The organism is Leyella stercorea (assembly GCF_021531655.1).
This window is the reverse complement of record NZ_JADYUF010000027.1, coordinates 1-23,104: the sequence shown is the minus strand read 5'-3', so window position 1 is coordinate 23,104 and position 23,104 is coordinate 1. Positions and strand designations below refer to the sequence as shown.

Here is a 23,104-nt window from a genome sequence, read left to right as displayed (position 1 = left end):
ATAGTCAGCCGCAAGGAGTAATGTCCCTGCGGCTGATTTAATTTGGGGTCATTCCATATTATGAAGGAATGCTTGTAAATCCTCGTCTGGAATGCTCTTCAGTTTCACCGGCTTGAAGCCGTCCAACTGCTCCACTTGAAATATCTCGTCCACTCCATATTTGGAGCCATCCACCTTTACGCTCTCCATTTCATTGACGGAGGTATAGCCATACTCCGTTTCATGCAGACCGCATACGATGGTGAACAACGTGGTGTCGTTACCTTCCGGCTGTCCTTCAAGTACGAACCAACGGACGTGTCCGATGAAGAATATTGCCACACAAACGGCATCCTTGCCTTTGCCGTCCTGTGAATACAGAGGATAGGATTTCAGTATCTCCTCCAATACGGGTGTAATCAATCTGCTTGCCATAGTCAATCGTTGTTAAGTGTTCTGTAATACATTCTGTTCTCTACAAGGTGTTCGATGGCCTCTGCTGCCAATCGGCACACCCACTCGTCACGCTGGTCATAACGACCTTTTTGATAGTCGTTGGCAAGGCGTTCCAAGAAGGCAAACACCACCTTGCCCTTTTCGTTGATAAGATAGCGATGGTCATCTGCAAGGGCATTGCCTACCTTGGCGGCTGACCCCATCTGACCGTTTACGAACCGTGAGAAGCACTCGACAAATGCCTGCTCGTTTTCTGATAATCTGTGTAATTCCATACGCAAAGAAATTATTTGTTCAACTTGTTTTTCTTCCCTCCTTTTGAAGCCTTTCGGCTCCTCTTGTCGGGAACTGATTTTTCGTGCATCAAAAGACTGCGGAATGAGGGCGATAAGGCAAGAAAACAGACGGAGGAGTTAATGAAATACCCAAATCTTTGATTTGCGGAAAGCTGTCGTTCAGTCCTCTGCCTGTTAGCATGGCGGTACTTGACCATTCGCCCGGGCAGTAACTTTGCAAAGAAAAATGGGCATCGGCAAGTGGAATAGACACTACAAAACAGGAAAATCATTGATTTTTAGTGCATTTTTCTTTATTTCTTTCTTTGATTTAGGATAAAATATATAACTTTGCCTCCGAAAAAGTGTCACAAGTGACAGTTTTTCGTAAAATATGATAGTAAACAGATATAGATACATAGAACAGTTGAGCCGTTCAAAGAACAACGGGCTCATAAAGATAATCACAGGATTGCGACGTTCAGGCAAGTCGTTCCTTCTGAAGAAACTCTTTCATCAGCATCTATTGGATGAGGGCGTGAGAGAAGACCATATTCTCGTCATCGACATGGAGAGTAGGAAGAACAGAGAGTTCAAGAACCCGGACTACCTGTTGGACTGGGTGGAAAAGATGATGATTGACTATGAGACTTATTATATCATCATCGACGAGGTGCAGGAGGTGGAAGACTTTGTAGAGGTGCTCTCTTCCTTGTCAGTTACCGAAGGGGCGGATGTGTATGTCACAGGCTCCAACTCGCGTTTCCTGTCCTCTGACCTGGTGACGGAATTCCGAGGCAGAGGTGACGAGATACATGTGTGGCCACTATCCTTCAAGGAGTTCATGACGGTGTATGATGGTTCGAAAGAAGACGGTTGGGCTGAATACAGACTGTACGGAGGTTTGCCGCAACTACTTACACAGGTTGGGGATGAGAAGAAGGCTGATTTCCTGCGTCGCCTTTATCGCACGGTATATCTACGTGACATCTACGAGCGGAACAACATAGAACTGAGACCTGAATTTGAAGAATTGTCGAAGACCGTAGCATCCAGTATAGGAGCACCTGTCAATGCACTGAATATAGCCAATACGTTCAAGTCCGTAAGCAATGTGCAGAGCATAACCGACAAGACAGTGTCGGCTTATCTGGAATATATGCAGGATGCTTTCCTTATCGAAAAATCCGAAAGGTTCGACATCAAAGGACGGAAATACATAGGTTCGTTGTCCAAGTATTATTATCAGGACGTAGGTCTGAGGAATGCTATTCTGTCGTTCCGTCAGAGCGAGCCGACACATATCATGGAGAACGTCATCTACAATGAGATGCGTATGCGAGGATGGCTCGTGGATGTGGGTAACGTCTATCATCGAGTGAGGAATACGGAAGGAAAGCAGCAGAGGGTGACATTGGAAGTGGATTTTGTCTGCAACAAAGGGAGCGAGCGGATCTACATCCAGTCGGCGTGGCGTATGCCCGATGCAGAAAAGATGGAACAGGAGAAACGGTCGTTGCGTCTTGTAGATGACTCTTTCCGCAAACTGCTGATCGTGGGAGAACATACCAAGCAGTGGAGCGACGAAAACGGCATACAGATAATGAGTATATATGACTTCCTGCTTGACTGGTCAAGTACTGAGAAACACGGATAAAAAAAAGATATGCGCATAGAATATGCGTTAATACATATATGATTAAGGGAGGGCCTATCCATCACGGACAAGCCCTCCCTTTCTAAAATTTATCAATGAAAAAAAAGTTTTAGTGCTCTTGTTCGGAGCTGTATGTCTGGCTATAGATACAGCAGGATTCTGGTATGGCGGTTCGCCTCATTGGGCGAGTAATCGTCAATGCCGCCATCGAAAATCTGAGAGATGGTGCCATTTTCCATACCACGTTTCATCAGTTCCTCTGCAATGAATCTGGCACGGGAACGGCTGAGGTTATCATTGATGGCTTCACTGCCTGTGGCACTGTCGGCAGCGCCGATGACCTTAACTTTCAAGCCATATTTCTTGGCGATGCGTGCTACTTCGTCGAGATTGACGAGCTGTGACCTGTTGAGCAACCTGTCAGTGCCAAGTTCAAAGAAGAAATAGATGGGCGCACCTATGCAAGCCTTTCCTGAGTGGATGAGCGATAGGTAATCGTCTTCCGGCTCACCTTCAGCATTGCCATATTCTTCTGTACAAGAGGCGGACTCCATGACCTTTGTCTTTTGACCATTACCATACTTGTCTCTCATTCTTGCACGCAGCGAGTTGAGACCGCTGTAGTCGTTTCGAGGATAGCCATTTGTGACGGAAGAAGCGGCATCGTCAGAAAAGAGGTGGCCGTACTTGTCCAGAAGTCCCTCGATGGCAAGAATCTTGCGCAGCTGCTCCAGAGTCTGACAATCTCGATCGTGCTGGGCGTGATAGCGGCTGTTGCTGTCAGAAAGGGATGAGGCGTATGCCGAAAGCCATTCGTTCTGTGCGATGTACGGGCGAGCGTCTATCACTCGCTTCCAGCCAGTCTTGCCGATGCGGACAGAGAGGCCGAGGGATGCGGACAGCAGATGGTCGCCAAGGCGGTGTGCCTTGCCATAGCCGTCAAAATCCTGCATGGTGGTCATGTTGCCTATCTCTGCCGTAACAGCAATGCGTGGGGAGAGATGATACTGCCCCTGTATGCCGTAGGAAATGGCAAAGGGCTTGTGGGCATTCACCTTGTTGTGCAGCATACCCACGCCCACGTATGGAATGACACTCCATCTGGCAAGAGTGTGTACATCGTCCTTGTAGAGGTTGCCGAGGACATTCCACATGAAATCAGCACGCAGGTACTGGTAGTCCTGCGAGGAGTTGTTGCAGTCGTTGAACTGCATACCGCCATAGTTCAGACGACCGCCGACGGAAGGTGTGAACCATTTGCCGATCGACACGGAGAATGCCGGTTTCATGCGACCGAATAGGTCGTTGCATCCGAGCGGTTTGCCGAGGAAGACCGTAGTTCCTCCTGCCGCTTGGACAAACCAGTTGTCCGTCCATGGCGAAGCTACCAATGCCCCTTTCATGTAGGAAGGTTTAAGCGGACGAAGCATACCGTCTGCCGAAAGTCTGCATACAACGGTGGTGGTGTCCGCCGTGCGGTGATAGTCTTTGGCTTGCGCACCCAATGAAAGGGCGAAGCCAAGGGATAGAATAAGTATTTTTCTCATGTTGTTCAATTTAATCTGGTGAATACTATAACAGGTGATACGTGACAGTGCCGCTTATCGTTTCTTCCTTTTGCCGGAAGAGGGGCGCATCATGCGTGCAGCTTTCATCATGCAACGGCGTGCCCAAGCGCGTTCATCCTCGTCATCGTCACGTCCCCATTTGAGGTCGGACGAACTGCCGCCACCGCCATGACCTTCGGCAAAGGTGGTGGCATCATCGACGTAGCCGAGGAATAGAAGCGTGGCACAGTACATCACCTCCGTTCCATTCTCCGCAAAGGCCTGAAGCAGGGAACCGTCAAACACGTCCTTGCCCTCATTGGAAAGCCGTGCCACACGTTCGGAGAACTCGCTGACCATGTTTTCGAGAAGGGCATTTCTGAGAACGGTGTCCGCACCTTGTCGGATAGTATCGGAATATCTGTGTGCCTCCTGCCGCAACTCCTCCGTGCGCTCCTTCATGGCGGTCATCTCCTCACGCAGGGCATCGAGCTTGCGGTCAGCCTCTGAGAGCTTCTCCTGCTTGTCGTCCAGTTTCGACTGGATAGCGGACAGTTCCTGCTCCAGCTCTTGGACTTGCTGACGGAGAGCATCAGGATTGTCGTGACCTGCAAGAATCTGCCGATGCAATTCAGCAAGTGCCGCCTCCTTCTCAGCCTTCTCCTGCAAGAGGTTGTTGACCATTGAGGTGAGTCCTTTTACTCTCCGCTCTGCCAGACGGATGTCCGATTGGAGCGAGGCGAGTGTCCGCTGATGGGTGGCGACGGACTGCTCAATGGTGGTGCACTGTTCTGACAGCTGGCGGCGGTATTCTTCGGTGGTGCGGTGGCGTGCTCCCGTCTCTGAGACGGAAGTTCCGCGCTCCATGCCCCAACGCTTGTTGACATCGGCAAATTCGCTGTGCAGGGCTTTCATCCTGGCAGAAAACTCGTACTTGTCCTTTCCGGCGAATATCTGTTTGTATGCAAACTTGCCGTCCTTGATTGGCAAGAGGGTGCAGTGAACGTGCGGATTGGTTTCGTCCAAGTGTAAGATGAAAGCGACGATGTTCTCCTCACCGTATTTGTCCGCAACAAAGCGGTAAACATCCTTTGCCCATTCCTCAATGTCCTTGCATCGGGTTAGATGCGAATTGTCCGCTCCGTGAGTGAGATTCACCTTCTGGTCACCGAATGCCAATTCTGTCATACGTTCTCGTGAGCCTCCGAAGATGAAATTGACCACTGTGCGGAAGCGTGGCTCTGCCAGTCCCTCGTTGGGGTCTTTGATTCCACGGCTCCGCAGGATGTCTGCCATGCGCTCCGGGATGCTTCGGCTCTTGTCTATAGGACAAACCTTGCCGCCCCGAACCTCGAAGTTGAGCCGCTCACGGCTGCGGTCGTAGTTGCCTGTTGATTCAGCGGATCCCCAACCCTTTTCCGTCCAACGGCGTTGGTGCTCGTTGCTCTGTGCTGTGGTGATTCCCTTAGATGGTCGGAAATCCATAACCTGTTTTGGTGTTGCCATAACCTATTTCCTTTTATGTGTGTACAACTCTCCTGTCTCCAGCTTGCTGCTTGTAAGGACAGCCTCCCGATGGTCGGAGACCAAGAGGGGTATTAGGCTACCCAAATTCCCTCATTTCCGACCAACGGGCAAGCCCGATTATTTTACAGCAATGGCAGACGTGTAAACACTGTGCCAGTAGAAAAGAAGAAGCGTTGTACGGTGATTATTAGAGGTTAATACAGCCTTTTGATGGACAGGAGCCCTCTTGGTTGGCTACAATGGCAAGGAACGGTCGGCAGAGTGACTGAAACTGTGACTTGATGGCTGCGCTTTCCTGATGCAAGGCTGGTGAGCTGCCATCCAATGCCAATTCTGATATTGCCTTTGCCGCCTCGATGAATGAGAGCCAGTCTCCTCCCAGGTCTTTGTAAAAGAAGGGAAGAAGGGAGGTAACGAGGGCGTTATCTGTTTCCTGCGAAAGCACCTGATGGAAGGTGGCTTCGCAGACAGCTGTGAGTGCAGTCATACAAAAGGCGTGTCCTACAGATTCGGGAATGTTTCTTCCGCATGGCACCTTGCCAATTGAATTGCCATTGTCGGCTTTCTGCAAGATAATGGCTACTTCCTCTGTTGCATCTTCGTAGAGTTGTTCACATTCCGAGGCGCAAGCCGATGCGGACATCTTGCCGCTTCGCCATTCGTCCAATGCGGTACACATCTTCTGGCGGAACACATCCAAGGCTGCGTCAATCGGAGAAACGGCAGGTGTCTCAGCCAACATCGGGATGGTGATGATTTGGCTCTTCGTGAGACGGGTGACGGAAATCTGGTTCATCTTCTCCAACTGCTCGATGAAGGTGCGGACAGTGGCGCGGTGCCAATGCCAGCATCCTGCCAGTTCGGTAATGGTGATTACAAACTGCCCGTTGGACAGGCTGAACTCCTGCTTGCACAGATCCTTGGGGATGTACTGTACAGAAGCCTTGTCTACAAGGTCAAGGTAGGCTTCGAGCTTCGACAGCCTTATCCCGGACCTCTCTTTCAAGAACTCCAACAGGGACATCCGTTCAGACATCTTGCCGGAACTCGTTCTATGTTTCTGTTTCTTCATTTCAATAATCTGTTTGGTGAATACTGTTGTTTGTCGCCAGCTCCATTATACAAAAGGAACGGCATGATACAGGTGATACTTAATAGTAGTATATGATGAGCATTTCTGTGTCTTCGAGGAGCATCTTGCGGTCAGCCTTGTTCTTCCACAGCGATATGACTATGCGCGAGGGATAGAACAGTGATGCCAGAAGGACAAAGGAGATGGTGACAGCAAGCGTGAACAGATGAGGAGTGAAGACAAACACCACTGCCGCCAACGCGGCGATGCAGAAGGGTGTCCGCTCCTCGTGCAGACGCTGTAGCCACCTCTCCACATCCATAAAGACAAAGAATATGGCAAACGCTATGGTGGAAGCCACTACGCCTATGTCGTTATAGTGTACACAGAGGTAGAGGAAGTGGAACACGTACAGCAGGATGAGCAGCATCAACCGGTAGAGCTTCCTTGCTGTCACAAGCGCGGTCATGCGCAGATAGAACCGTGTCATAAACTGTCTGCGGCTTCTGTGCAGAATCATCGTCACAAAGAAGAACGCTGACATCAGGATGAGAAACAGTATCTTACTTGTCATAATATGTATAGCATGTGAATAATGGAAGTGGACTCAGGTCGGGCTGGACGACACCGTGTGTGGCAGTGGATATGATACGCTCCACATCCTCCAGTGTCAGTTCTCCCTTGATTATTCTCTGACGGAAAGCTCCGTCGGTTGTCCGAAGGCTCTTGATAGCCTGTTCCAAGTCGTACTCGGCTATCTGCCACACTTGCCCTCTCGTGTAGGGGAAATGATGGTGGATGGCCTTGACCACAAGCACACGGCTGAGGATGTCGGTCATTCTGCCGTTCCTGACTATCGTGTGGTTGCGGACAGTGGCGATGCTCTCAATCTCCAGCCATGTGCGGTGACGGTCGAGAAGATGGATAATCTTCATGTAAAGCGTTTCCTTCATCAGATGGTCGGGAGCTTGTGGCATGACTTTGGCCTTTGTTGTGGACAACAGAATGGAGCGTTGTTGCGGTAGAACAGGACTGTCATCTGGCAAATGTAACTTTCAAATGAAGTCGAGCAGGACTTCCTCCTTGGGCTTCATGTATTTGAAGAACCCGTTCTTGCAATGCAGACTGAGGTCGAGGCATACATCTGCCGACATGTGCTCCAGCGAGTCATAGATGGTCACTTTTATCTGGCTGACCATGCCACGCTCATCTGTGGAGCCGTTGACCTTGAACATCCGTCCGAAAGAAGGGTTGGAATAGGCACAGCAGCTGTGTCCGAACTCCGTATGACGGCTTGGAATGTGGTGATAGAGGATTATCATTTCCATCTCGTCTTCGAGCATATCCATCACCTCCTCTATCGTGAAAGGGGTGTTCAACTGGAAAGTAAGAAGCACGTAATCGTCATACTTGACAGGCTTCTCCATCTTGCGCTTGTCCAGCAGTTCTGGCAACTGCAAAGGCACGACGGCAAGGAAATCATCGCAAAACTGTTCTAACATAATCGTATTCTCTGTTTGGGGTGTTTATAATCTTGTGACATAAATCTTCATCATGAGCATGGGCATATCCGACAGGCGTTGCTTGTCGAGGTGCAGTTTCTTGGCCAGACCGTCCATCTCCTTGGGGAGCGCATCGGCTATTTTGTAGAGGTCTGCCTTGTCCTTGTCGGAGAGCACGCTCACGGAAAGGTCATCCATCGTCATGAACGGCTGCATCATCATCAGGAGGTAGGCGTGCATGGTGTGCTCGTCCTTTACCCTGCCACTATTCAGATCCTCGATAGCCGCTTGTGCGTTGCGCAGCAGACGGTGGTTGGTGCGCATGGAGAGGTATATCATTGCATCCTTGTGGGACAAATCCTTGCGGTCGGCGGCACGGAGTATCTCCCGACAGCAGTGTTCGGTGTTTCGTCTGATGTCACCGATGTCATCGTCAGCAAAATCCGGCAGGTATTGCAGGAAGGATTTGAAATACAAATGCTCTTCCTTGATGAAAGCGAGCAGGTCTTCCTTGCCGTGAATGCCTTGCTTGGCGGATTTTTGCAGGAACAGCAGGTAACGCTTCAGTACCGCCTGTTTACCACCTTTATTATATATAGGCAGGCTATCCAAGGAAGCGAAGAATGGCTGTGCTTCCTTCACGGCTTGCTGTAGTTCCTCATCACCAACATGGGAAGAGGTCTGTTCTCTGAGATAGAGCAGGTCGTGAAAGGTGCGTTGCTTAGACATCGCCATACGGCACAGCTCGATGTGGATGGAGTCGTTCAACTCATGATATACCGTGAACGGGTATGAGTGGGCTTTCCTGACAGTGTCACGTGAGATGCACGATGTCACGGAATCGTCCAACACGCGCCATTCGTTGACAATCTTAACTAATGTCTGAATTGAGACCTTGCCGTTCTGTCGAAGAGTGGTCAGAAAGCCATGATACTCTCTGATGGCTTCATCGCTCGAATGGAACGACTTCGTGCCGTTTCCGTCTGAACATGCTGTCAGCATGACTACGGCAAACGCAGTGGCAATACAAATGGCAAGTCTGATACAGCCATGCGAGTTTGATTTTGCATTATGCAATATTTGCTTCATGCAATGGAGGTTGGTTTGTCCTCCGAAAAGTTGGGTTTCATATTTCATTGTTGTCATTATTTTGAGTCTGATTTTGAAATTGACGGTGCAAAGTTAATGCGTTTCAGCGATATATTTGCAAGAATGACAGTAAGTTTAATCTTATTTGTGTATCATACTTGCGAGTATGATTTTCAATGAAATCAAGTGAAAAGAAAATGGCAAATTATCGTGTTTAAGTATGATTTTTTGTTCAAGTATGATTGTTTCTCGGAAAAATAGTGTACCTTTGCACTTGATTTCATTTAATAGCGTACAACAGTATGGCAAAAGTAGGTTACATCTTTATCGCCACCAATGGCGAAGAGTATGCAGAAGACAAGGCTTGGATGCAGCAATACGGCTGTGTTCAGGTGATAGAGGAACTGTCCGAACACGAGAGGCTGCGCCCGATGTGGAAGCAGCTCATATCGAGTCTGGAGCGCGGCGACGAGCTGGTGGTGTCGAGGTTCAGTAACGCACTGCGTGGCACCCGTGAACTGGCTACATTCATAGAATACTGCCGTGTGAAGGTGGTTCGCATCATCTCCATCCAAGACCGCATCGATACGTTTGACGAACTTTTCCCCGACACCAAGCCCTCACAGGTCATCCGTATGTTCGGGTCACTCTCTGAGGAGTGTGCCGTGCTGCGCAAGGCATCGGCACACATCATCCATCTGCAACAGAATATCCGGCCGCCCAAGAAGTCGGAAAGGGCACTGTCGAAACTGGAGCGTGAGAAGAATATCGTGAACATGTACAACGAGGGGCACAGCATAGATGACATCTTTGCCATCAGCGGCTTCACAAGCCGAAGTTCCGTGTTCCGCATACTCAACAAGCATGGTGTGACGCTGAACCGTGGACCTCATAGTGGACCGCTGAAGAAAAGGAATAAAGAATAAACAAAAAACAGATACAATGAATAAGACATTCAACATCTACTGTGATGAAAGCACCCACATGGTGCATGACGGTCATCCCTACATGCTTTTGGGATGTACAAGTATAGCATACACACAAATCCGCATGGCAAAAGATGCCATAAAAGATATTAAGAAGAAGCACGGCTATAGTGATGAGCTGAAATGGACAAATGTCCACGAGGCCACGTATAAAGTCTATGCAGAGCTTATAGACTGGTTCTTTATGAATGACATGGAATTTAGGGCTGTGGTTGTTGACAAGAGTCAGATTGACGAGAAACGAGAAGACTATACGTTTAATGATTTCTACTTTCGCATGTACTACCAATTGCTGCATCACAAGATGGACATGGATTATACATATAACATATATATGGATATCAAGGACACATGCAGTAGCGATAAGCTGGAGAGGCTCAGAAAAATAATGGAATACAACTCTTCCATTGGCAGGTTTCAGTTTATACGTTCACACGAAAGTGTCTTCATCCAATTGGCAGATGTTCTAATGGGAGCCATCAACTACAACCTTAGATATGAAAAGGGAGAAGTTGAAGGAAGGGTGAGAGCCAAAATGAAGCTGATTGAAAAGATAAAAAAACACAGTAATATCAGTCTCAACACCACAACTCCCAAATTTAGAAAGAAGTTTAATTTGTTTTTTATCGCACTGAAATAGCCAATGAGCAGTTTGAATATTATCAAGAAATACCCTGAGCTGCTGGAACTGGCATATCTCAGTGAACGAGAAAGAGAGCATGATCTTCATGCAATATTCAAGCGTGATATAGAAGATAACTGTCAATTCTCATTCAGAGGGTGGCGCATCTATCCTATAAAGACAGATGGCGAGATTGACATGGCAAGATTGTTCAAGCATCTTACCTGTGAAGAAATCATGGTTGAGAACGAAGACGGTACGACTTATCCAAAGCGAGTATTCGAGATGGCTCGTTCACAAAGGCTTCATTGGATAAATCACCATGTGAGAGAATTGACACCAGACAATCTGGATGTATTTACCATAGAAGAGAGGGACGGCAAAAAGCGTAAGGTCAAGAAAACATACATCTATGATAAAGTGGAAAAGTATGTTATTGTCTTGGAACAACAACGTAGCAACGGATTCTATCTGTTGACAGCATACCATCTTAACAAAGAGTATGGACTAAAGGCTTTGGAAAAGAAGATGAAAAAGAGATTGCAGACACCACTATAAAACGCAAGACCCGAATTGCATCAAAGGCAACCGGGTCTCGAAACTCCTTCTATCTATAGATGAGCGCTGCAAAGGTACGAATATTCTTTGAAATAACGAAGGTTTTTCATTGAATTCTTCTCGATTTTAACATTTGCAGGGCAGTATTGTAAGATAACAGGAAAGAAAATAGCATAATTTTACAGAAAATCGTAATGGAAACATTCAAAGACGTTATATCAAGTGACCAACTTGTCTTGGTCGATTTCTTCGCCACCTGGTGCCAGCCATGCAAGATGATGCACCCCATCCTTGAGCAGGTGAAGGAAGTGTTGGGTGACAGAATCCGCATCATCAAGGTAGATGTGGACAAGTATGGGGTGACTGCAAGTCAGTATGGCATACAGTCTGTGCCCACATTGATGCTGTTCAGACGCGGCGAAGTGTTGTGGAGGACGAGCGGTGTGATGCAGAAATCAGAGTTGCTGGCAACGATTGACCCGTTTTTAAGATAAAAGAGCAGAAATGTCAAAATCTAAATTAAAGTCTGTCCTCATGTCCATGGACAAGAGTGAAATAATAAAAATGGTATTGGAACTTTATTCTGCACGGAAAGAGGCAAAGGAATATCTTGACTTCTATGCAGAGCCGAATGAGGGCCAGAAGCTGGAAGAGTATAAGCACATCATACGGGAAGAGTTCTATCCGAGCAGAAACAGAGAGCCAAAGACACGCTTCTCAGTGTGCCGCAAGGCATTGTCCGACTTCAAGAAACTGAAGCCTTCGGAAGATTCAGTCGCAGAATTGATGGTGTTCTATATGGAGAATGCCTGTCAGTTCACTTATGACTATGGAGACATGTGGGAGCAATTCTATGATTCTGTTGAGAGTAATTTCGACAAGACATTGCGCCACATCGTGCTTTATGACCTTTGGGACAAGTATGATTCCCGAATCAAGCAATGCCTTCGTTGGGCAAGCCCTTGTGGATGGGGATTTCCTGACGCACTGAATGATATGTATGAGGAAATGAAGGCGCAAAATGAGGAACTCCGAAAGAAATACAGGAATTTCAAGATGCCCATCAACGCTGATTATTAAACGAATATACTCAAATGGGGAAACCAAAGAAAAAACATAAGAAAGCGAAACAACTGCCCTTAAGCAAAGAAGAGCAGATTTTTCAAGCGGCAAGAGACCTTGCAGCTGAAATTGGCATATCCTATTCTGAGGCATTAGGGTTTACTTTGGGCATAAAGGACGTAACGTATGGTTGGGAAGAAGACTATACGGAAGAAGAGTTTCAGGCACTGATTGACCACGCTGTGGGAGACACTGATTATGAGCACACCCTCTATTGAATCATCTACACGAGAGGAACGTTTGGATTACGTTCTGAATGAATGGAGATGTCTGCACAACTGTGTACTGTGCGGTAAGTGCCATATTCTGAAAGGCAGAAGCGAAGAAATACTCTATGCAGACTATATAGACGGCAAGCGGTCATATATGGATATAACATTAGAAATCAGAAGCAACAGATAATGATGTCACAGAAATACATATATCCATCGTTGTTCCAAGAGGAAGAGCCGCAAGAAAGCGTTCCTGGTGATAAGAAAGAGTATGACCTGACGAATCTCTTTGAGAGATTGGCAAAGTCTGATTTTCGCAGCCGGTTCCATCTGTCCAAGCAAGACAGGGAGTATGTAATGGAAAAGGGATTGCCGACGATACGAAAACACGCAGAGGACTTTGTGGCAAAAAGACTTGCTCCGGCTGTCATACCGAACGACGGCAAGCAGACTCCCATGCGTGGGCATCCTGTTTTCCTGGCTCAACATGCCACTGGCTGTTGTTGCCGGGGATGCTTCTTCAAGTGGCATCACATCTCAGCAGGCAGGGCACTGACCAAGGAAGAACAGGAATATGCTGTTGCCGTATTGATGGCATGGATTGAAAAACAGATGAATAAAGGATGAAGATAGAAGAAGCCATAGTATATGTGATGGTAAAGCGAAATGGCGGCATGACAACCGACCAGATTGCCGATGCCATCAATCGTCATAGGCTGCACCTGAGAAAGGACGGTCAGCCTGTGACAAGCAAGCAGGTGTATGCAACAATCTGCCGTTTCCCTGAAATGTTCACAAAAGAAGCTGGCAGAATCATGTTAATGATATGACGTAACGATATGACAATAGATACAACCAACATGTGCTCACACCTTCAGAAGAAGTTGTTTGAACCAGAAGGTGTGTATTATCCTATATGGCAAGCCATGCAGGATGATGAGACCTTGACAGCAGTGGTACGAAGCAGACAGCTGCACATCTACAGAAACGGGAAGAAAATTCTCGTTCTGGCAGGTAAGGCACAACCGAAGATTATAAGGGAAGACAAAATACAAGAGTTAATAACAAGATTATAAACAAAACATCAAATCATCAAAACAATGGACGCAAAAGAAAAAGTATTGGCAACAATGAAAGAGGCTGGTCAGCCTCTCAACGCAGGTAAAATCGCAGAACTCAGCGGTCTCGACCGCAAAGAGGTAGATGCAGCCATGAAGCAGCTGAAAGCAGAGGGTGCAATCGTCTCTCCTGTGCGTTGCAAATGGGCACCTGCAGAGTAAGGTTTATACTGCTGTCTTGAAATATAGGCAGCAGTATCTTTATTTTTATCAAAATGTTAAGGTGAGGAATCTGAATATCCTTGCCTACGGACACAATTATCCGCTGCATCTTTTTGGGGTAAGGTGCAGACGTATGGCTGTCAGCGTATCTTGGTTTAAAGACGCTTAGCGGTCACGGCGGAAGTCGTTTCGTCTCTCTCCGCCGAACAAAGCTCTGAGCACATTGCCCAAAGCTCCGAACACGAAGTAGCAAACGATGATTGCAACAATATCGTCCATAAGCATTTTCTGTTTTATGGGTTATACACTATTATGAAGATTCACTATGTCCAATCCCTGCCTCTTGGCTTCTCTGACGGTGTAGAACGTGCCGCCCTTGGGATTGCCATCGAAGTAGGCTATGAGACGTGAACTGCGGTTGACCATATAGTCGTTGCGCCTCAGAAGGCAGCCATTGTAGTATTGCTCGCTCAATACGACCACGTCATCCACGATGCGCAGGATGGCATCATACTTGGCTTGCTCTTCCTTGCTCCACCGGTCAGACTGACCACGGAACGGCACAACGGCTATCACCTGCAAGTCCTTCAACTCGCATTGCAACGAAAGGGCGGCTTCTGCCGCCAGCAGGTCAAATCCCATTGCCATGCCACAATAGAAATACCGGTAGCCGTCGGCATACGCCTTGGCTATCTCCGATTTGAGACATTGCTTCAACTCCCTCCGCTTGGCGAAAGGTACGCTGCGGTGTCCGCTGAAGCATACGGACACTGCCTTGTCGTACTTTGTCATACTTTACCTTACTTTATAATGTGTGCGTGCGAGGAACATACCGCCAATAACACATGCCCCGAGCCTTTCGAGTTGGTTGGCATACTTGGCATAGCTGAGACCCTTGGTTATCACATCGTCAAAGACCAACACCATTTTGTTGTCGAAGAACGGCTCATCAAACTCAACGACATTCGCCTTGCGGACTTCATCCTCGTTCTTGCGGTTATCGTGGATGGTCTTACGCTCTCCGCATACCCTCACGTGCTCGTAGCCGTTTTCCGCTCCTGTCAATTCACACACCCTGTGGCAGAAAGCCTTGTAGCGGAGTTCGTTGCTCTCGCTTGTGGATGCTGGAACGGGGGCGAAGACGATGTTCACGCAACCCTTGCCGTAGAGTGTCAGCATATTCTCTGCGGTGCGCTGCGCCACTTCCTCGTAGGCTCTTCCGTCCTTGAAGTCAAACACTAATTGTCTGTCGGCAATCTCCTTCTCACCCACATTGCGGATGCGTGCGGGATAGTATTTGCAGAACCAAGTCTGAGGCTTGTCTAACTGCTTTTGGATTTGATAGTCATTCTTGTGTGCCATTGCTCTTATGTTTTTTCTTCCCTTATTTCGGAGGCTTTTCCTGCCTGCCCAAGGGATATTTTTTGCTTTCCAAGAGTGATGGCGATCAAAAAGCCAAATCGGGAGCGAAAAATACGCTCTGCACGCAGAGGAAGATTTTTCGGTCAAATGCAATGGACGATTTGGTGTTTGAACAATCGCCAGCATTACCTTTGCAAAACAATATCCGCAGCGGCAAGGCAGGCGAAAAGAAATCTGTTATGTAAAAGAGGAAACGGGCGGGATGGCGTGGGGCGAAGCTGTATATGGGGAAGGACGATAGTTGATATGAGGGAAAAAGAGAAAATCTTGTAATAGGGAACGACATTGCCTTTTATCAGCATGGAGACAGTCCTACAAGCAGAGAAAACTATTGCCCTAAAAATGAGTTGGATAGTATTTTCTAAAAGTAGTATCGACTACGAATAGTATAATAGTCGAATAGTTTTTACTACCATACTACGGATAGTAAAGTCTGTTTATAGAAGAGATAGCGGTATCATCGTCTGTTCGGCGATGATACCGCGCGGCACTCATGTGTCATGCCGCTTTAGGTATTCTGTCATTGCCTCATTGACAATATCACGCAAGGACATCCCTTTCTTGATGGCGAGGTACTTCATCCTCGTGTGGATGCTCTTGTTGATAAGGAAATTGCAATGCACCGGCACTTCGGTAGTCTCAGAAACAGACACAGGTGGTGCTGGTGTAGTTTCTGTGACTATCTGCTCCTTACTCGGCTTCTTTGTGGAAGAAAGGAGTCCGTTGAGACCGCCTTTCATTCCCTCTTTCAACATACTGCTCTTGCTCATGGCTATGCTATTTTAAGTTTAACACTTCTTTTGCCAAAGACATATAATCACTGGCACCATTGGATTTGGGATTATACTCAAAGATAGTCTTGCCGTTGATGGGTGCTTCTGCCAAAGCCACATTATCACGGATGACGGTCTTGAAAACCTTCTCGTGAAAACTGTCATTGACGATTTCCCTCACGCTTCGGTTCAACGTCTTGCGGCGATCGAACTGGGTGATGACGATGCCGCCCACTTTAAGGTTGGAGTTGAGCCGCTCCTGAACGATGCGGATGATGTCCATCAACTTTGCCATACCTCTCATGGCAAGGTATTGCGCTTGAACAGGGATGATGATGTAGTCGGCTGCGGTGAGGGCATTCAAGGTCAGCAAGCCCAATGACGGTGGACAGTCGATGATGATGTAGTCGAAATGCTCTTTGGCGATGGCTTTGGTGATAAGTCCCTTCAAGATAAGCTCCCGTCCCGGCTCGCTGATAAGCTCTAACTCAGCCGCAGACAGGTCAAGGCATGAGGGTGAGACGGTGATGCCGTTGTGCAACTTGACCAACGGCAAGGTGTACTGTCCACACATTGCGCCATAGACTGTCTGTTCTTCCTCGATGGACAATCCCAAGGCTTCCGTGAGGTTGGCTTGTCCATCCATGTCAATAGCCAAGACGTTCTTCTTACTCAGTTGCAGAGCTGCCGCAAGGCTTACTGCGGTCGTACTTTTCCCTACACCACCCTTGTGATTTAATACTGCAATTATCTGTGTCATAACATGATACTACTATTAGTGAATACTACTTTACTATTCTACTACTGATAGTACATACTAACCATAGTAAAAGCGGATTTACTACGATTAGTACGTACTACTCTCAGTTGATACTACCCTCAGAAGGGAAGGTCTTCGCTCTTGTCCTGCGGTGCATCGGCTGGCGGTACGGGAGCCTCGCCCTCTGCCTTGGCTGCCTTGCGTGCCTTTGTTGCAGGTGTGTCGGTTGCATCCTTCTTCCCTGCATTGACAAAGGCGATGGAGTCAGCTATGATGCTATGCTGTATGTGGTTCTCTCCGTTGCGGTCTGTCCAAATGGAAGAAGTCAGTGTGCCTTCCACAAGCACCATACGACCCTTGGTGAGGTATTCAGCCAAACGGATATGGTTCTCCTTGCTGCTCTTCACCCTTACCCAAGTGGTGATTTGCTTGCCCTTACTGTAGTCGTCCACTGCGATGTCAACAGCCATGAATGTTCCGTGTGTACCTGTGATGACGCGGCAATCCTTTGCTCCGATGCGTCCGATAGTGTGAGTGTAAATCATAATGTGAAAATGTTATAGTGGCAAGTTGGTTAGACTTGCCGTTACCTTGTTATTTAAATGACTTTTCTTGTTGATTGAACATAAGCTATTGCTTCATTCATAATTTCTGCTCGTGACCTACTCTTGTTATCTTGCATCCACTCATCAATTTCAGATTTGAGGAACATGATACGTTTCCCCTTCTTATGGAATGGTATTTGTTTATTGCTTGTCCAACAATAGATTGTGTGTTCAACTGGATGGGTAGGGAGATACTCACTCAATTCGGAAACACTAAGCCATTCCAATCCCTTATCGGGCTGAATTTGAGTCATTAGTGTGGAAAACTTTTCTTCTAAAATCTCCAGCTTGTTTATTACTAATGACAATGCTGATGGCAAGTCATTAAAACTCAATATTTGCTTTTCCATATCAATATATGTGTGGCAAGTTGGTTAGGCTTGCCGTTACCTTGTTATTAATATCCTTTCTTCGTCTGCCTTGTATTGGCGACAAAAGACTTGTTGCTGCCTGTGAGACTGATAGAGCCGCAATTAACAAACTCTCCGTCGGAATAGACTCTGTACTTCTGTCCGCTTACCTCATGCTTCTGTTTGATGCGCTCTCGCATCCACTTCTTGGCTGCGGTCAATGAGCAAAAGGTCTCGCTCTCCTTGGTCGTCTCGTCATATACGATGCACTGGGTCATACATGCTCCTACTTCATCCATGCACCTATACTCGACGTGACATAGTCCAACTGACCGCCAAATATGTCGCTTGGCTCTATGTCGTATTGTCCATCCCTCACTTCCTTGTCCTCTCCAAGAAGCGACAAGTTTCCGTCGGCATCCAAACGTGCTGCGTCTATGACGATGTCACGAGGCTCGTCAAAGAGATAACCTGCCACGATGGGCTGCTCTCCCTCGAAATGCACCTCAAAGCCTCCGTCCACCTCCGTGCCGTACTTGCGAAGAGCCGCTTTCAGCTCGTCCTGCTCCCGGTGCTGCAATGCCTGGAGTTGTCCGTGGATAGTGAGGTCTTGCAGTTCTGCCTCTCGTTTGGTGTGGGTTGCCTCGCCGGTCTTGCAGTCGATGTCATACTTGTGGTAAACCACTGGGATATGGTCTGCCGATGTGACAAGCCATGTGATGTTGTTCACTGAGAAGCCCTGTCTGGTGAGGAACTCCTCGATGTCTGAGCCGAGAAGGTGGTCGGCTACGTCAAGATACTCGATGCGTGCGTCAGCATCATGCAGGATGATAATCTTCATTGCCTTTCTATTTTTAGTGATACAAATAAGTTTGTCGCCCATGTCGCTGGACTTGTTTAACTACGTTGAAGAAACTTACGCTCAGCATAGTGAATAAATTCCCTCTGCGTTCGCTTAACCGTTTCTTTCTCTTCCCTCCTTTCGAGACCTTTCAGCCTGTGGAGGGATATTTTCTGCTCCCACAAGCCGCAAGAAAAGACATAAAGACAAATTATGTGTGAAGAATACTCTTTTCCGAGGAAAAGGAAGATTGTTCACAGTCACAAGACCTCAAGCAGAATTTGACGATTGTCTCAGACGCGGCTAACTTTGCAGGAAATATGCCTACCACTGCGCTGATTGGAAGAAGATTATTGATATTGGCTGCAAGAGGAATGATGTGTTATATATAAAGAGGTAAGAAGAAAGATTGAAACAGTAAGGGTGGGCAGTGAAGTGTTTGCAGGTCTGCTGTACCGACATAAAGCGAGTGTGTTGGCTGACCGGGATGCAAGTCATCAAAGCTTCAGCCTTGATAGCTTGTAGCACGGACAGACAATTCTCTCGCGTCGGTACTTCGGCATACTGTCAGCTTTGGCTAATAGCAACGTGTTGCCATCAGCCAAGGATGTCTGTATGACGACAGACCATGTAACGCTTCGCAAAGGCGTGGGGCAAAGCAGTATAATTTAGAAGTAGATAGTAACGTATATCAGGCAAGAAGAGACAGTTGCGCAACGGACAAATCGGGCACTCCTGTCAGCATGACAAATGTGCCTTGTCCTTGCCGCAGGACACTGAGGCAGATTGGACGTAGCAGACATGTCTGCCACATTCAATATGCCTGAGTGGACAAGAACTGCCTCTTGTATAGCAGAAGAGAAATTGTAAAACAGTTGATTAGTGGTAAAGGTGGTATGGGTGGGCAGAATGGCATTACACGGACATTGCCGAAGCCCGATAATGGGACAGCCAGACAGCAATAAAGGCAGTTATCAGAAGTGTCAGTTTCTGATAGTGACATTGTTGGCTGCCTGTCACATGGGATTCGTGCGGTGTCCGTACAGTAATGCCGTTCTGAAGGTGTGGGGCGAAGCGATACAACGCACTTGGACGAAACCACCGCTTATAACAGAAAATATTTTGCAGTCAAAGAGAAGAAGAATAGTAAAGCAGGTGTGGGTGGGTAGTGAAGCTGTCGCAAGATTGACGGTCTGAATATCAAGGCGAGTGGATAGCCAGTAAAGGACACAATTATCAGAAGCCTCGGCTTCGGCATCTTGTGGCATAGATGGCAGTCCTCTCGCGTTCAGACCTTGGCATACTGTCTTTCTTGGCTAATAGCGACTTTGTCGCCATCAGCCGGGAATATCTGTATGCCAACCATCTTGGTGACGTTTCGCAAATGGTGAGGGACGAAGTGGTTAGAATAAAGGAAGACGGCGTTGCCGTTATGGTTAATAAATGCACATGGTTGTTATTAGAGAAGATTATCACACGCTATAACAGCAGATTGATGTCCCTGAGCAAAACAAAAGCGACCCGAAGGTCGCCTTGTTATGGAGAGGAAAGGCTATTTCTTGCCTTTCTTGGTTGCTGGCTTGGCCGGCTCTTCCGCAGGAGTCTCCTCCTTGTCGGGACACTCGTAGAACTTGGTTGCAACCATGATGATTCTGGAGTGCTTCACGCCATCCTTGTCTGTCCACTCCTCTGGCTTGAAGAAACCCTCGACGGTGAGCAACGTGCCCTTGGTGAGCTTGTCGAATGATTCGGTGTGCTCGTTCTTGCGCCATGCCTCCATATTCATGAAAGCCGATACGCGGTTGGTTTCCTCGCCGTTCTTCTCCTGACGGCCTACTGCCAATGAGAAGCGTGCTACGCTGGCGTTTGCGAACTGACGGATTTCTGCATCCTTACCTACGAAACCTGAAACTGTGAAGTTGTTCTCGATCTTTTTCATTTTGAATTGAATTTAAAAGTGAAACTTAATTTTTACATGCATTCAAAAGCAGGGATGTGGCACCATGTGGGAAGCACCATGAAAATCGTTCGCAATACTCTTTTTGTCGTTGGCGGTAAGGGAGAAAAAGGAAGATTACGCACTATTTTATTGGTCACAGCGATAGCGGCCACACAAGAAGGAGGAAGTCCTTCGCAGCATCACGCTACCTTTGCATGGTAAAAATAAGTGGCTTTCAAATAGCTCAATTCAGAAAAAGACGGGGCCAAACAATGGAACAAAGGTTGTAAGCAAGGAGGCAATCCGTATGCAACAGACAGGGGCACTGCTATGGCTGTATGCCTGGAGAAACGAAGCGGGAAATCCGACCTTACAGCTGTATCATCAGAAGAGTGAGGAGCATGAACACTGATGCACGATGAACGACAAGCCTAAGGGTCAGCTTAGCAATAGAGGCATCAAGCCAAAAGAGGACAGACATCAGAGGATTGGCGATAGCACTGTCATCATGCTAAGACCAAGTTCTGTGTCCGACAAGGAAGAGTCGCAAAAGACAGACGAGTAAAACCAAAAGGCGAAATGACCATTCCTATAACAAGGTACAGAGACGCTTAAAACGGCGAAGGGACTTTGGCGACGTATCGCTATACAGGTGTCGAAGCATCGCTTCTATAACAGGACTGGAGCAAGTGAGCAAACCGCACAACTTGCTCCCAAGGTATTTCAGTTACAACAGCCATAACCTCATTGGAGGATTGTCCTAAAAGAGTTTTTGCAGTCAAAGGAAGAAAGAGTCTGCAAGCCACATAGCCAACAGACTCTCTCCTGATTATTCACAGATGACAACATCATCCTTGTACTCCGTCACTTCCTTGCCGTTGATGAGCTGGACAATGACCTCACAACCCAAGTCCTCGACAATCGTTCCCTCTGTCTGACCTCTTCGGGGATAAAGCAAGGTGCAGAAACACCCTACAACGCCGTCCAACTGCTCCATGTCTATCGTTGCCATATCCGTTCCTCCTTGTTAGCCGAATGTGATTGGATTGATGCAGAAATTCGTGTCCTCTGCCTCATACTCGTATTCATTGATGAAGTCAATCATCTTCTGTTCGCTTCTTCCGTCCTGTGAGACACCAGTCTTCTCACACCACAACTTGATAGCATCACCAAAGGTGGAGTAAGCACCCTCACAATCCTCAAAGAGTTCTCCGTATGCAGTGACGTAGCACTCTTCGGGGAAGAAGTCGTTCTCATCGTGCGTATAGAAGATGTCGCAACCTGGCTCAACCTCTCGCCAACTGATTGAAAGTTCATCGCCAAGTGCCTTGTTCACCTCCTCAAAGAACAAGTCGCATGAAGACCAAGCACTTTCGGTGTCAAAGGACAAGAGGGCATAATCGTCTTCCACGTTCTCCTCATACTCTGCCCAATAGATGTGTCCTCTCACCGAGATGCCTTTCTTCTCGTAGTCAATGCCATAGTGTTCTGCCAAGAGATACAGATACACATTATTACTGTTCACCTCCAACTCTTGGAGTGTGTTCCAAAGGTCTGCCACGGCTTTGCGTGAGCCTGTCACCTTGTACTGAGTGTCGCAAATGTTAGCCATAAGATAAAATTTTTATTTTCTTCCCTTATGTAGAACCAACTACCATCGGGATTGATTAAAGAATTATGTTGCCCCAAAAGGTGTTATGGCTCATCAATGCAAGGTTTTGCCGTCAAATACTACCTCTGCCACAATCAGAGCGTGGAGATTTCACGGACAAACCACAGGCACCGACCTTGCAGGATGAACGCCATGACAGGTACCTTTGCAACACAATTCTTATCAAAGCCCGATGGGGTGGTACATGGCAGACTGCATGGTACAGCAGTGTGAAGTGACGTTATAGGTGGAGATAAGGCTATAAGAGGTTTTTGCAGTCAAAGGAGAAAAGAGTCCACAAAGTGCAGTATCTACAGGACAAAAACACTTTAGTTTACCTTGGTTAGCTCTTATATATATGCTAACCTAAAGTAAACTGTATATATGTCCGTCTAAAACCCGAAAACCGTACGGGTCAGCTTACGTCAGAAACAGAAGTATAGAACCATAGAAGTGGTTCAAGAAGTCTTTCTTCCTTTGACTGCAAAATATTATCTTTGCACGAATCATAATTGCCCTGTAGGATTTAATATAATTTAATACTCTTTGTTGAATGCAAGGAAGAACAGCTTCAATATGCTGAATATCAGTAGTATAACATTGTGTTAACCCTTAATCTGTAGAAAAGGATGTTATCATACAAAGTAATGTCCATTTGTACTTTTTCTATATGGTTTTATACTTACATTTGCATATCATTTGTATCTTGATAACAGTAACTAACTGATTATCAATATACTTTATATTTGAGGAGGTTAAGTAAGCTTGACTTTTAAGGATAGACATTCTGAATAAGAATAAATAATGAGGGCGTGTCAAAACTCCCAATATAAATAAAAAACTCGTTGTACGTTCTTGTGTGGATGTACAACGAGTTTT

At 47.1% G+C, this 23,104-nt stretch carries 33 protein-coding genes; 13 read left to right on the top strand and 20 right to left on the bottom strand.

What is annotated here, in order from left to right:
• Window positions 1–48 precede the first annotated feature (48 nt).
• Both I6E49_RS09005 and I6E49_RS09000 read right to left on the bottom strand, forming a co-directional pair.
• Window positions 49–414, bottom strand: a complete 366-nt coding sequence (locus tag I6E49_RS09005; RefSeq protein ID WP_005816269.1) for a DUF2958 domain-containing protein — start codon at window positions 412–414, stop codon at window positions 49–51.
• 2 nt (window positions 415–416) lie between these two features.
• Window positions 417–710 carry a hypothetical protein gene (locus I6E49_RS09000; protein WP_005816271.1) on the bottom strand — a complete coding sequence of 98 codons (294 nt, stop codon included), beginning with the start codon at window positions 708–710 and terminating at the stop codon, window positions 417–419.
• Between the two features lie 394 nt (window positions 711–1,104).
• Here I6E49_RS09000 and I6E49_RS08995 point away from each other — a divergent pair, with 394 nt between their 5' ends.
• Window positions 1,105–2,367 (top strand): ATP-binding protein, encoded by a 1,263-nt coding sequence (locus I6E49_RS08995; RefSeq protein WP_005816273.1) that lies wholly within the window; start codon window positions 1,105–1,107, stop codon window positions 2,365–2,367.
• A 140-nt stretch (window positions 2,368–2,507) separates the two neighbouring features.
• Here the strand turns inward: I6E49_RS08995 and I6E49_RS08990 are convergent, their stop codons facing one another.
• The 7 genes from I6E49_RS08990 to I6E49_RS08960 form a co-directional block, all read right to left on the bottom strand.
• Complete coding sequence (locus I6E49_RS08990) at window positions 2,508–3,914, bottom strand: OmpA family protein (RefSeq protein WP_005816276.1); 1,407 nt, start codon at window positions 3,912–3,914, stop codon at window positions 2,508–2,510.
• A 54-nt stretch (window positions 3,915–3,968) separates the two neighbouring features.
• Window positions 3,969–5,420, bottom strand: coding sequence for a MobV family relaxase (gene mobV, locus I6E49_RS08985; protein WP_005816278.1), 1,452 nt, complete (start codon window positions 5,418–5,420; stop codon window positions 3,969–3,971).
• Between the two features lie 208 nt (window positions 5,421–5,628).
• On the bottom strand, window positions 5,629–6,513 hold the full coding sequence (locus I6E49_RS08980) for a hypothetical protein (RefSeq protein WP_005816280.1): 885 nt from the start codon (window positions 6,511–6,513) through the stop codon (window positions 5,629–5,631).
• 79 nt (window positions 6,514–6,592) lie between these two features.
• The gene (locus tag I6E49_RS08975) at window positions 6,593–7,087 is read right to left on the bottom strand and encodes a hypothetical protein (protein ID WP_005816282.1); all 495 of its coding nucleotides are present in this window, start codon (window positions 7,085–7,087) and stop codon (window positions 6,593–6,595) included.
• Window positions 7,077–7,514, bottom strand: coding sequence for a hypothetical protein (locus I6E49_RS08970; protein ID WP_224204808.1), 438 nt, complete (start codon window positions 7,512–7,514; stop codon window positions 7,077–7,079). The genes I6E49_RS08975 and I6E49_RS08970 overlap by 11 nt, the downstream gene beginning before the upstream one ends.
• Window positions 7,515–7,568: 54 nt before the next feature.
• Window positions 7,569–8,015, bottom strand: a complete 447-nt coding sequence (locus I6E49_RS08965; RefSeq protein WP_004319947.1) for a hypothetical protein — start codon at window positions 8,013–8,015, stop codon at window positions 7,569–7,571.
• Between the two features lie 24 nt (window positions 8,016–8,039).
• Entirely contained in the window at window positions 8,040–9,152 is a 1,113-nt protein-coding gene (locus I6E49_RS08960; protein ID WP_005816286.1) for a hypothetical protein, read from the bottom strand.
• Between the two features lie 254 nt (window positions 9,153–9,406).
• Here I6E49_RS08960 and I6E49_RS08955 point away from each other — a divergent pair, with 254 nt between their 5' ends.
• The 10 genes from I6E49_RS08955 (at window position 9,407) to I6E49_RS08910 (ending at window position 13,884) form a co-directional block, all read left to right on the top strand.
• A complete protein-coding gene (locus I6E49_RS08955; protein WP_005816288.1) occupies window positions 9,407–10,030 on the top strand; it encodes a recombinase family protein in 624 nt (207 codons plus the stop codon).
• Between the two features lie 16 nt (window positions 10,031–10,046).
• A complete protein-coding gene (locus I6E49_RS08950) occupies window positions 10,047–10,730 on the top strand; it encodes a DUF3800 domain-containing protein (protein WP_005816290.1) in 684 nt (227 codons plus the stop codon).
• A 3-nt stretch (window positions 10,731–10,733) separates the two neighbouring features.
• Window positions 10,734–11,270: a hypothetical protein gene (locus I6E49_RS08945; protein ID WP_005816292.1), complete on the top strand. Its 537-nt coding sequence runs from the start codon at window positions 10,734–10,736 to the stop codon at window positions 11,268–11,270.
• Window positions 11,271–11,464: 194 nt separating this feature from the next.
• Complete coding sequence (gene trxA / locus I6E49_RS08940) at window positions 11,465–11,764, top strand: thioredoxin (protein ID WP_005816294.1); 300 nt, start codon at window positions 11,465–11,467, stop codon at window positions 11,762–11,764.
• 10 nt (window positions 11,765–11,774) lie between these two features.
• Window positions 11,775–12,350, top strand: coding sequence for a DUF6155 family protein (locus tag I6E49_RS08935; RefSeq protein WP_007837469.1), 576 nt, complete (start codon window positions 11,775–11,777; stop codon window positions 12,348–12,350).
• Between the two features lie 14 nt (window positions 12,351–12,364).
• Window positions 12,365–12,610, top strand: a complete 246-nt coding sequence (locus tag I6E49_RS08930) for a hypothetical protein (RefSeq protein ID WP_005816298.1) — start codon at window positions 12,365–12,367, stop codon at window positions 12,608–12,610.
• A 183-nt stretch (window positions 12,611–12,793) separates the two neighbouring features.
• Entirely contained in the window at window positions 12,794–13,231 is a 438-nt protein-coding gene (locus tag I6E49_RS08925) for a DUF4186 domain-containing protein (RefSeq protein ID WP_005816300.1), read from the top strand.
• Complete coding sequence (locus tag I6E49_RS08920) at window positions 13,228–13,434, top strand: hypothetical protein (RefSeq protein ID WP_005816302.1); 207 nt, start codon at window positions 13,228–13,230, stop codon at window positions 13,432–13,434. Before I6E49_RS08925 ends, I6E49_RS08920 begins: the two co-directional genes overlap by 4 nt.
• A 9-nt stretch (window positions 13,435–13,443) precedes the next feature.
• Complete coding sequence (locus I6E49_RS08915) at window positions 13,444–13,680, top strand: hypothetical protein (protein WP_005816304.1); 237 nt, start codon at window positions 13,444–13,446, stop codon at window positions 13,678–13,680.
• 24 nt (window positions 13,681–13,704) lie between these two features.
• Window positions 13,705–13,884 (top strand): transcriptional regulator, encoded by a 180-nt coding sequence (locus I6E49_RS08910; protein ID WP_005816310.1) that lies wholly within the window; start codon window positions 13,705–13,707, stop codon window positions 13,882–13,884.
• A 300-nt stretch (window positions 13,885–14,184) separates the two neighbouring features.
• Here I6E49_RS08910 and I6E49_RS08905 read toward each other — a convergent pair whose 3' ends face one another.
• The 8 genes from I6E49_RS08905 to I6E49_RS08870 form a co-directional block, all read right to left on the bottom strand.
• Window positions 14,185–14,676 (bottom strand): SLOG family protein, encoded by a 492-nt coding sequence (locus I6E49_RS08905; protein ID WP_005816313.1) that lies wholly within the window; start codon window positions 14,674–14,676, stop codon window positions 14,185–14,187.
• A gap of 3 nt (window positions 14,677–14,679) precedes the next feature.
• Entirely contained in the window at window positions 14,680–15,246 is a 567-nt protein-coding gene (locus tag I6E49_RS08900) for a hypothetical protein (RefSeq protein WP_005816315.1), read from the bottom strand.
• A 551-nt stretch (window positions 15,247–15,797) separates the two neighbouring features.
• Window positions 15,798–16,076, bottom strand: coding sequence for a plasmid partition protein ParG (locus I6E49_RS08895; RefSeq protein ID WP_005816317.1), 279 nt, complete (start codon window positions 16,074–16,076; stop codon window positions 15,798–15,800).
• A gap of 7 nt (window positions 16,077–16,083) precedes the next feature.
• Complete coding sequence (locus I6E49_RS08890; protein WP_005816319.1) at window positions 16,084–16,839, bottom strand: ParA family protein; 756 nt, start codon at window positions 16,837–16,839, stop codon at window positions 16,084–16,086.
• Between the two features lie 119 nt (window positions 16,840–16,958).
• A complete protein-coding gene (locus I6E49_RS08885; RefSeq protein ID WP_005816321.1) occupies window positions 16,959–17,384 on the bottom strand; it encodes a single-stranded DNA-binding protein in 426 nt (141 codons plus the stop codon).
• A gap of 53 nt (window positions 17,385–17,437) precedes the next feature.
• Complete coding sequence (locus tag I6E49_RS08880; RefSeq protein ID WP_007837478.1) at window positions 17,438–17,794, bottom strand: helix-turn-helix domain-containing protein; 357 nt, start codon at window positions 17,792–17,794, stop codon at window positions 17,438–17,440.
• Between the two features lie 47 nt (window positions 17,795–17,841).
• The gene (locus tag I6E49_RS08875) at window positions 17,842–18,093 is read right to left on the bottom strand and encodes a hypothetical protein (RefSeq protein WP_007837480.1); all 252 of its coding nucleotides are present in this window, start codon (window positions 18,091–18,093) and stop codon (window positions 17,842–17,844) included.
• A complete protein-coding gene (locus I6E49_RS08870) occupies window positions 18,081–18,635 on the bottom strand; it encodes a hypothetical protein (RefSeq protein WP_005816324.1) in 555 nt (184 codons plus the stop codon). Before I6E49_RS08870 ends, I6E49_RS08875 begins: the two co-directional genes overlap by 13 nt.
• An 882-nt stretch (window positions 18,636–19,517) precedes the next feature.
• Here I6E49_RS08870 and I6E49_RS08865 point away from each other — a divergent pair.
• The gene (locus I6E49_RS08865; RefSeq protein ID WP_224204806.1) at window positions 19,518–19,832 is read left to right on the top strand and encodes a hypothetical protein; all 315 of its coding nucleotides are present in this window, start codon (window positions 19,518–19,520) and stop codon (window positions 19,830–19,832) included.
• 355 nt (window positions 19,833–20,187) lie between these two features.
• On the opposite strand, the gene I6E49_RS08860 is transcribed toward I6E49_RS08865, so the two are convergent.
• Window positions 20,188–20,574, bottom strand: a complete 387-nt coding sequence (locus I6E49_RS08860) for a single-stranded DNA-binding protein (protein WP_004319910.1) — start codon at window positions 20,572–20,574, stop codon at window positions 20,188–20,190.
• 418 nt (window positions 20,575–20,992) lie between these two features.
• Between I6E49_RS08860 and I6E49_RS08855 the strand changes: the two genes are divergently transcribed.
• The gene (locus tag I6E49_RS08855) at window positions 20,993–21,139 is read left to right on the top strand and encodes a hypothetical protein (RefSeq protein ID WP_007837486.1); all 147 of its coding nucleotides are present in this window, start codon (window positions 20,993–20,995) and stop codon (window positions 21,137–21,139) included.
• Between the two features lie 264 nt (window positions 21,140–21,403).
• Here I6E49_RS08855 and I6E49_RS08850 read toward each other — a convergent pair whose 3' ends face one another.
• Both I6E49_RS08850 and I6E49_RS08845 read right to left on the bottom strand, forming a co-directional pair.
• Window positions 21,404–21,586 carry a hypothetical protein gene (locus tag I6E49_RS08850; RefSeq protein WP_004319908.1) on the bottom strand — a complete coding sequence of 61 codons (183 nt, stop codon included), beginning with the start codon at window positions 21,584–21,586 and terminating at the stop codon, window positions 21,404–21,406.
• A 15-nt stretch (window positions 21,587–21,601) separates the two neighbouring features.
• Window positions 21,602–22,186, bottom strand: a complete 585-nt coding sequence (locus I6E49_RS08845) for a hypothetical protein (protein WP_005816332.1) — start codon at window positions 22,184–22,186, stop codon at window positions 21,602–21,604.
• Window positions 22,187–23,104 lie beyond the last annotated feature (918 nt).

Coding starts and splice junctions, on each gene's coding strand:
- I6E49_RS09005 (WP_005816269.1), bottom strand. CDS start 414: ATGGCAAGCAGATTGATTACACCCGTATTGGAGGAGATACTGAAATCC.
- I6E49_RS09000 (WP_005816271.1), bottom strand. CDS start 710: ATGGAATTACACAGATTATCAGAAAACGAGCAGGCATTTGTCGAGTGC.
- I6E49_RS08995 (WP_005816273.1), top strand. CDS start 1,105: ATGATAGTAAACAGATATAGATACATAGAACAGTTGAGCCGTTCAAAG.
- I6E49_RS08990 (WP_005816276.1), bottom strand. CDS start 3,914: ATGAGAAAAATACTTATTCTATCCCTTGGCTTCGCCCTTTCATTGGGT.
- mobV (WP_005816278.1), bottom strand. CDS start 5,420: ATGGCAACACCAAAACAGGTTATGGATTTCCGACCATCTAAGGGAATC.
- I6E49_RS08980 (WP_005816280.1), bottom strand. CDS start 6,513: ATGAAGAAACAGAAACATAGAACGAGTTCCGGCAAGATGTCTGAACGG.
- I6E49_RS08975 (WP_005816282.1), bottom strand. CDS start 7,087: ATGACAAGTAAGATACTGTTTCTCATCCTGATGTCAGCGTTCTTCTTT.
- I6E49_RS08965 (WP_004319947.1), bottom strand. CDS start 8,015: ATGTTAGAACAGTTTTGCGATGATTTCCTTGCCGTCGTGCCTTTGCAG.
- I6E49_RS08960 (WP_005816286.1), bottom strand. CDS start 9,152: ATGAAATATGAAACCCAACTTTTCGGAGGACAAACCAACCTCCATTGC.
- I6E49_RS08955 (WP_005816288.1), top strand. CDS start 9,407: ATGGCAAAAGTAGGTTACATCTTTATCGCCACCAATGGCGAAGAGTAT.
- I6E49_RS08950 (WP_005816290.1), top strand. CDS start 10,047: ATGAATAAGACATTCAACATCTACTGTGATGAAAGCACCCACATGGTG.
- I6E49_RS08945 (WP_005816292.1), top strand. CDS start 10,734: ATGAGCAGTTTGAATATTATCAAGAAATACCCTGAGCTGCTGGAACTG.
- trxA (WP_005816294.1), top strand. CDS start 11,465: ATGGAAACATTCAAAGACGTTATATCAAGTGACCAACTTGTCTTGGTC.
- I6E49_RS08935 (WP_007837469.1), top strand. CDS start 11,775: ATGTCAAAATCTAAATTAAAGTCTGTCCTCATGTCCATGGACAAGAGT.
- I6E49_RS08930 (WP_005816298.1), top strand. CDS start 12,365: ATGGGGAAACCAAAGAAAAAACATAAGAAAGCGAAACAACTGCCCTTA.
- I6E49_RS08925 (WP_005816300.1), top strand. CDS start 12,794: ATGATGTCACAGAAATACATATATCCATCGTTGTTCCAAGAGGAAGAG.
- I6E49_RS08920 (WP_005816302.1), top strand. CDS start 13,228: ATGAAGATAGAAGAAGCCATAGTATATGTGATGGTAAAGCGAAATGGC.
- I6E49_RS08915 (WP_005816304.1), top strand. CDS start 13,444: ATGACAATAGATACAACCAACATGTGCTCACACCTTCAGAAGAAGTTG.
- I6E49_RS08910 (WP_005816310.1), top strand. CDS start 13,705: ATGGACGCAAAAGAAAAAGTATTGGCAACAATGAAAGAGGCTGGTCAG.
- I6E49_RS08905 (WP_005816313.1), bottom strand. CDS start 14,676: ATGACAAAGTACGACAAGGCAGTGTCCGTATGCTTCAGCGGACACCGC.
- I6E49_RS08900 (WP_005816315.1), bottom strand. CDS start 15,246: ATGGCACACAAGAATGACTATCAAATCCAAAAGCAGTTAGACAAGCCT.
- I6E49_RS08895 (WP_005816317.1), bottom strand. CDS start 16,076: ATGAGCAAGAGCAGTATGTTGAAAGAGGGAATGAAAGGCGGTCTCAAC.
- I6E49_RS08890 (WP_005816319.1), bottom strand. CDS start 16,839: ATGACACAGATAATTGCAGTATTAAATCACAAGGGTGGTGTAGGGAAA.
- I6E49_RS08885 (WP_005816321.1), bottom strand. CDS start 17,384: ATGATTTACACTCACACTATCGGACGCATCGGAGCAAAGGATTGCCGC.
- I6E49_RS08880 (WP_007837478.1), bottom strand. CDS start 17,794: ATGGAAAAGCAAATATTGAGTTTTAATGACTTGCCATCAGCATTGTCA.
- I6E49_RS08875 (WP_007837480.1), bottom strand. CDS start 18,093: ATGGATGAAGTAGGAGCATGTATGACCCAGTGCATCGTATATGACGAG.
- I6E49_RS08870 (WP_005816324.1), bottom strand. CDS start 18,635: ATGAAGATTATCATCCTGCATGATGCTGACGCACGCATCGAGTATCTT.
- I6E49_RS08860 (WP_004319910.1), bottom strand. CDS start 20,574: ATGAAAAAGATCGAGAACAACTTCACAGTTTCAGGTTTCGTAGGTAAG.
- I6E49_RS08855 (WP_007837486.1), top strand. CDS start 20,993: ATGAACGACAAGCCTAAGGGTCAGCTTAGCAATAGAGGCATCAAGCCA.
- I6E49_RS08850 (WP_004319908.1), bottom strand. CDS start 21,586: ATGGCAACGATAGACATGGAGCAGTTGGACGGCGTTGTAGGGTGTTTC.
- I6E49_RS08845 (WP_005816332.1), bottom strand. CDS start 22,186: ATGGCTAACATTTGCGACACTCAGTACAAGGTGACAGGCTCACGCAAA.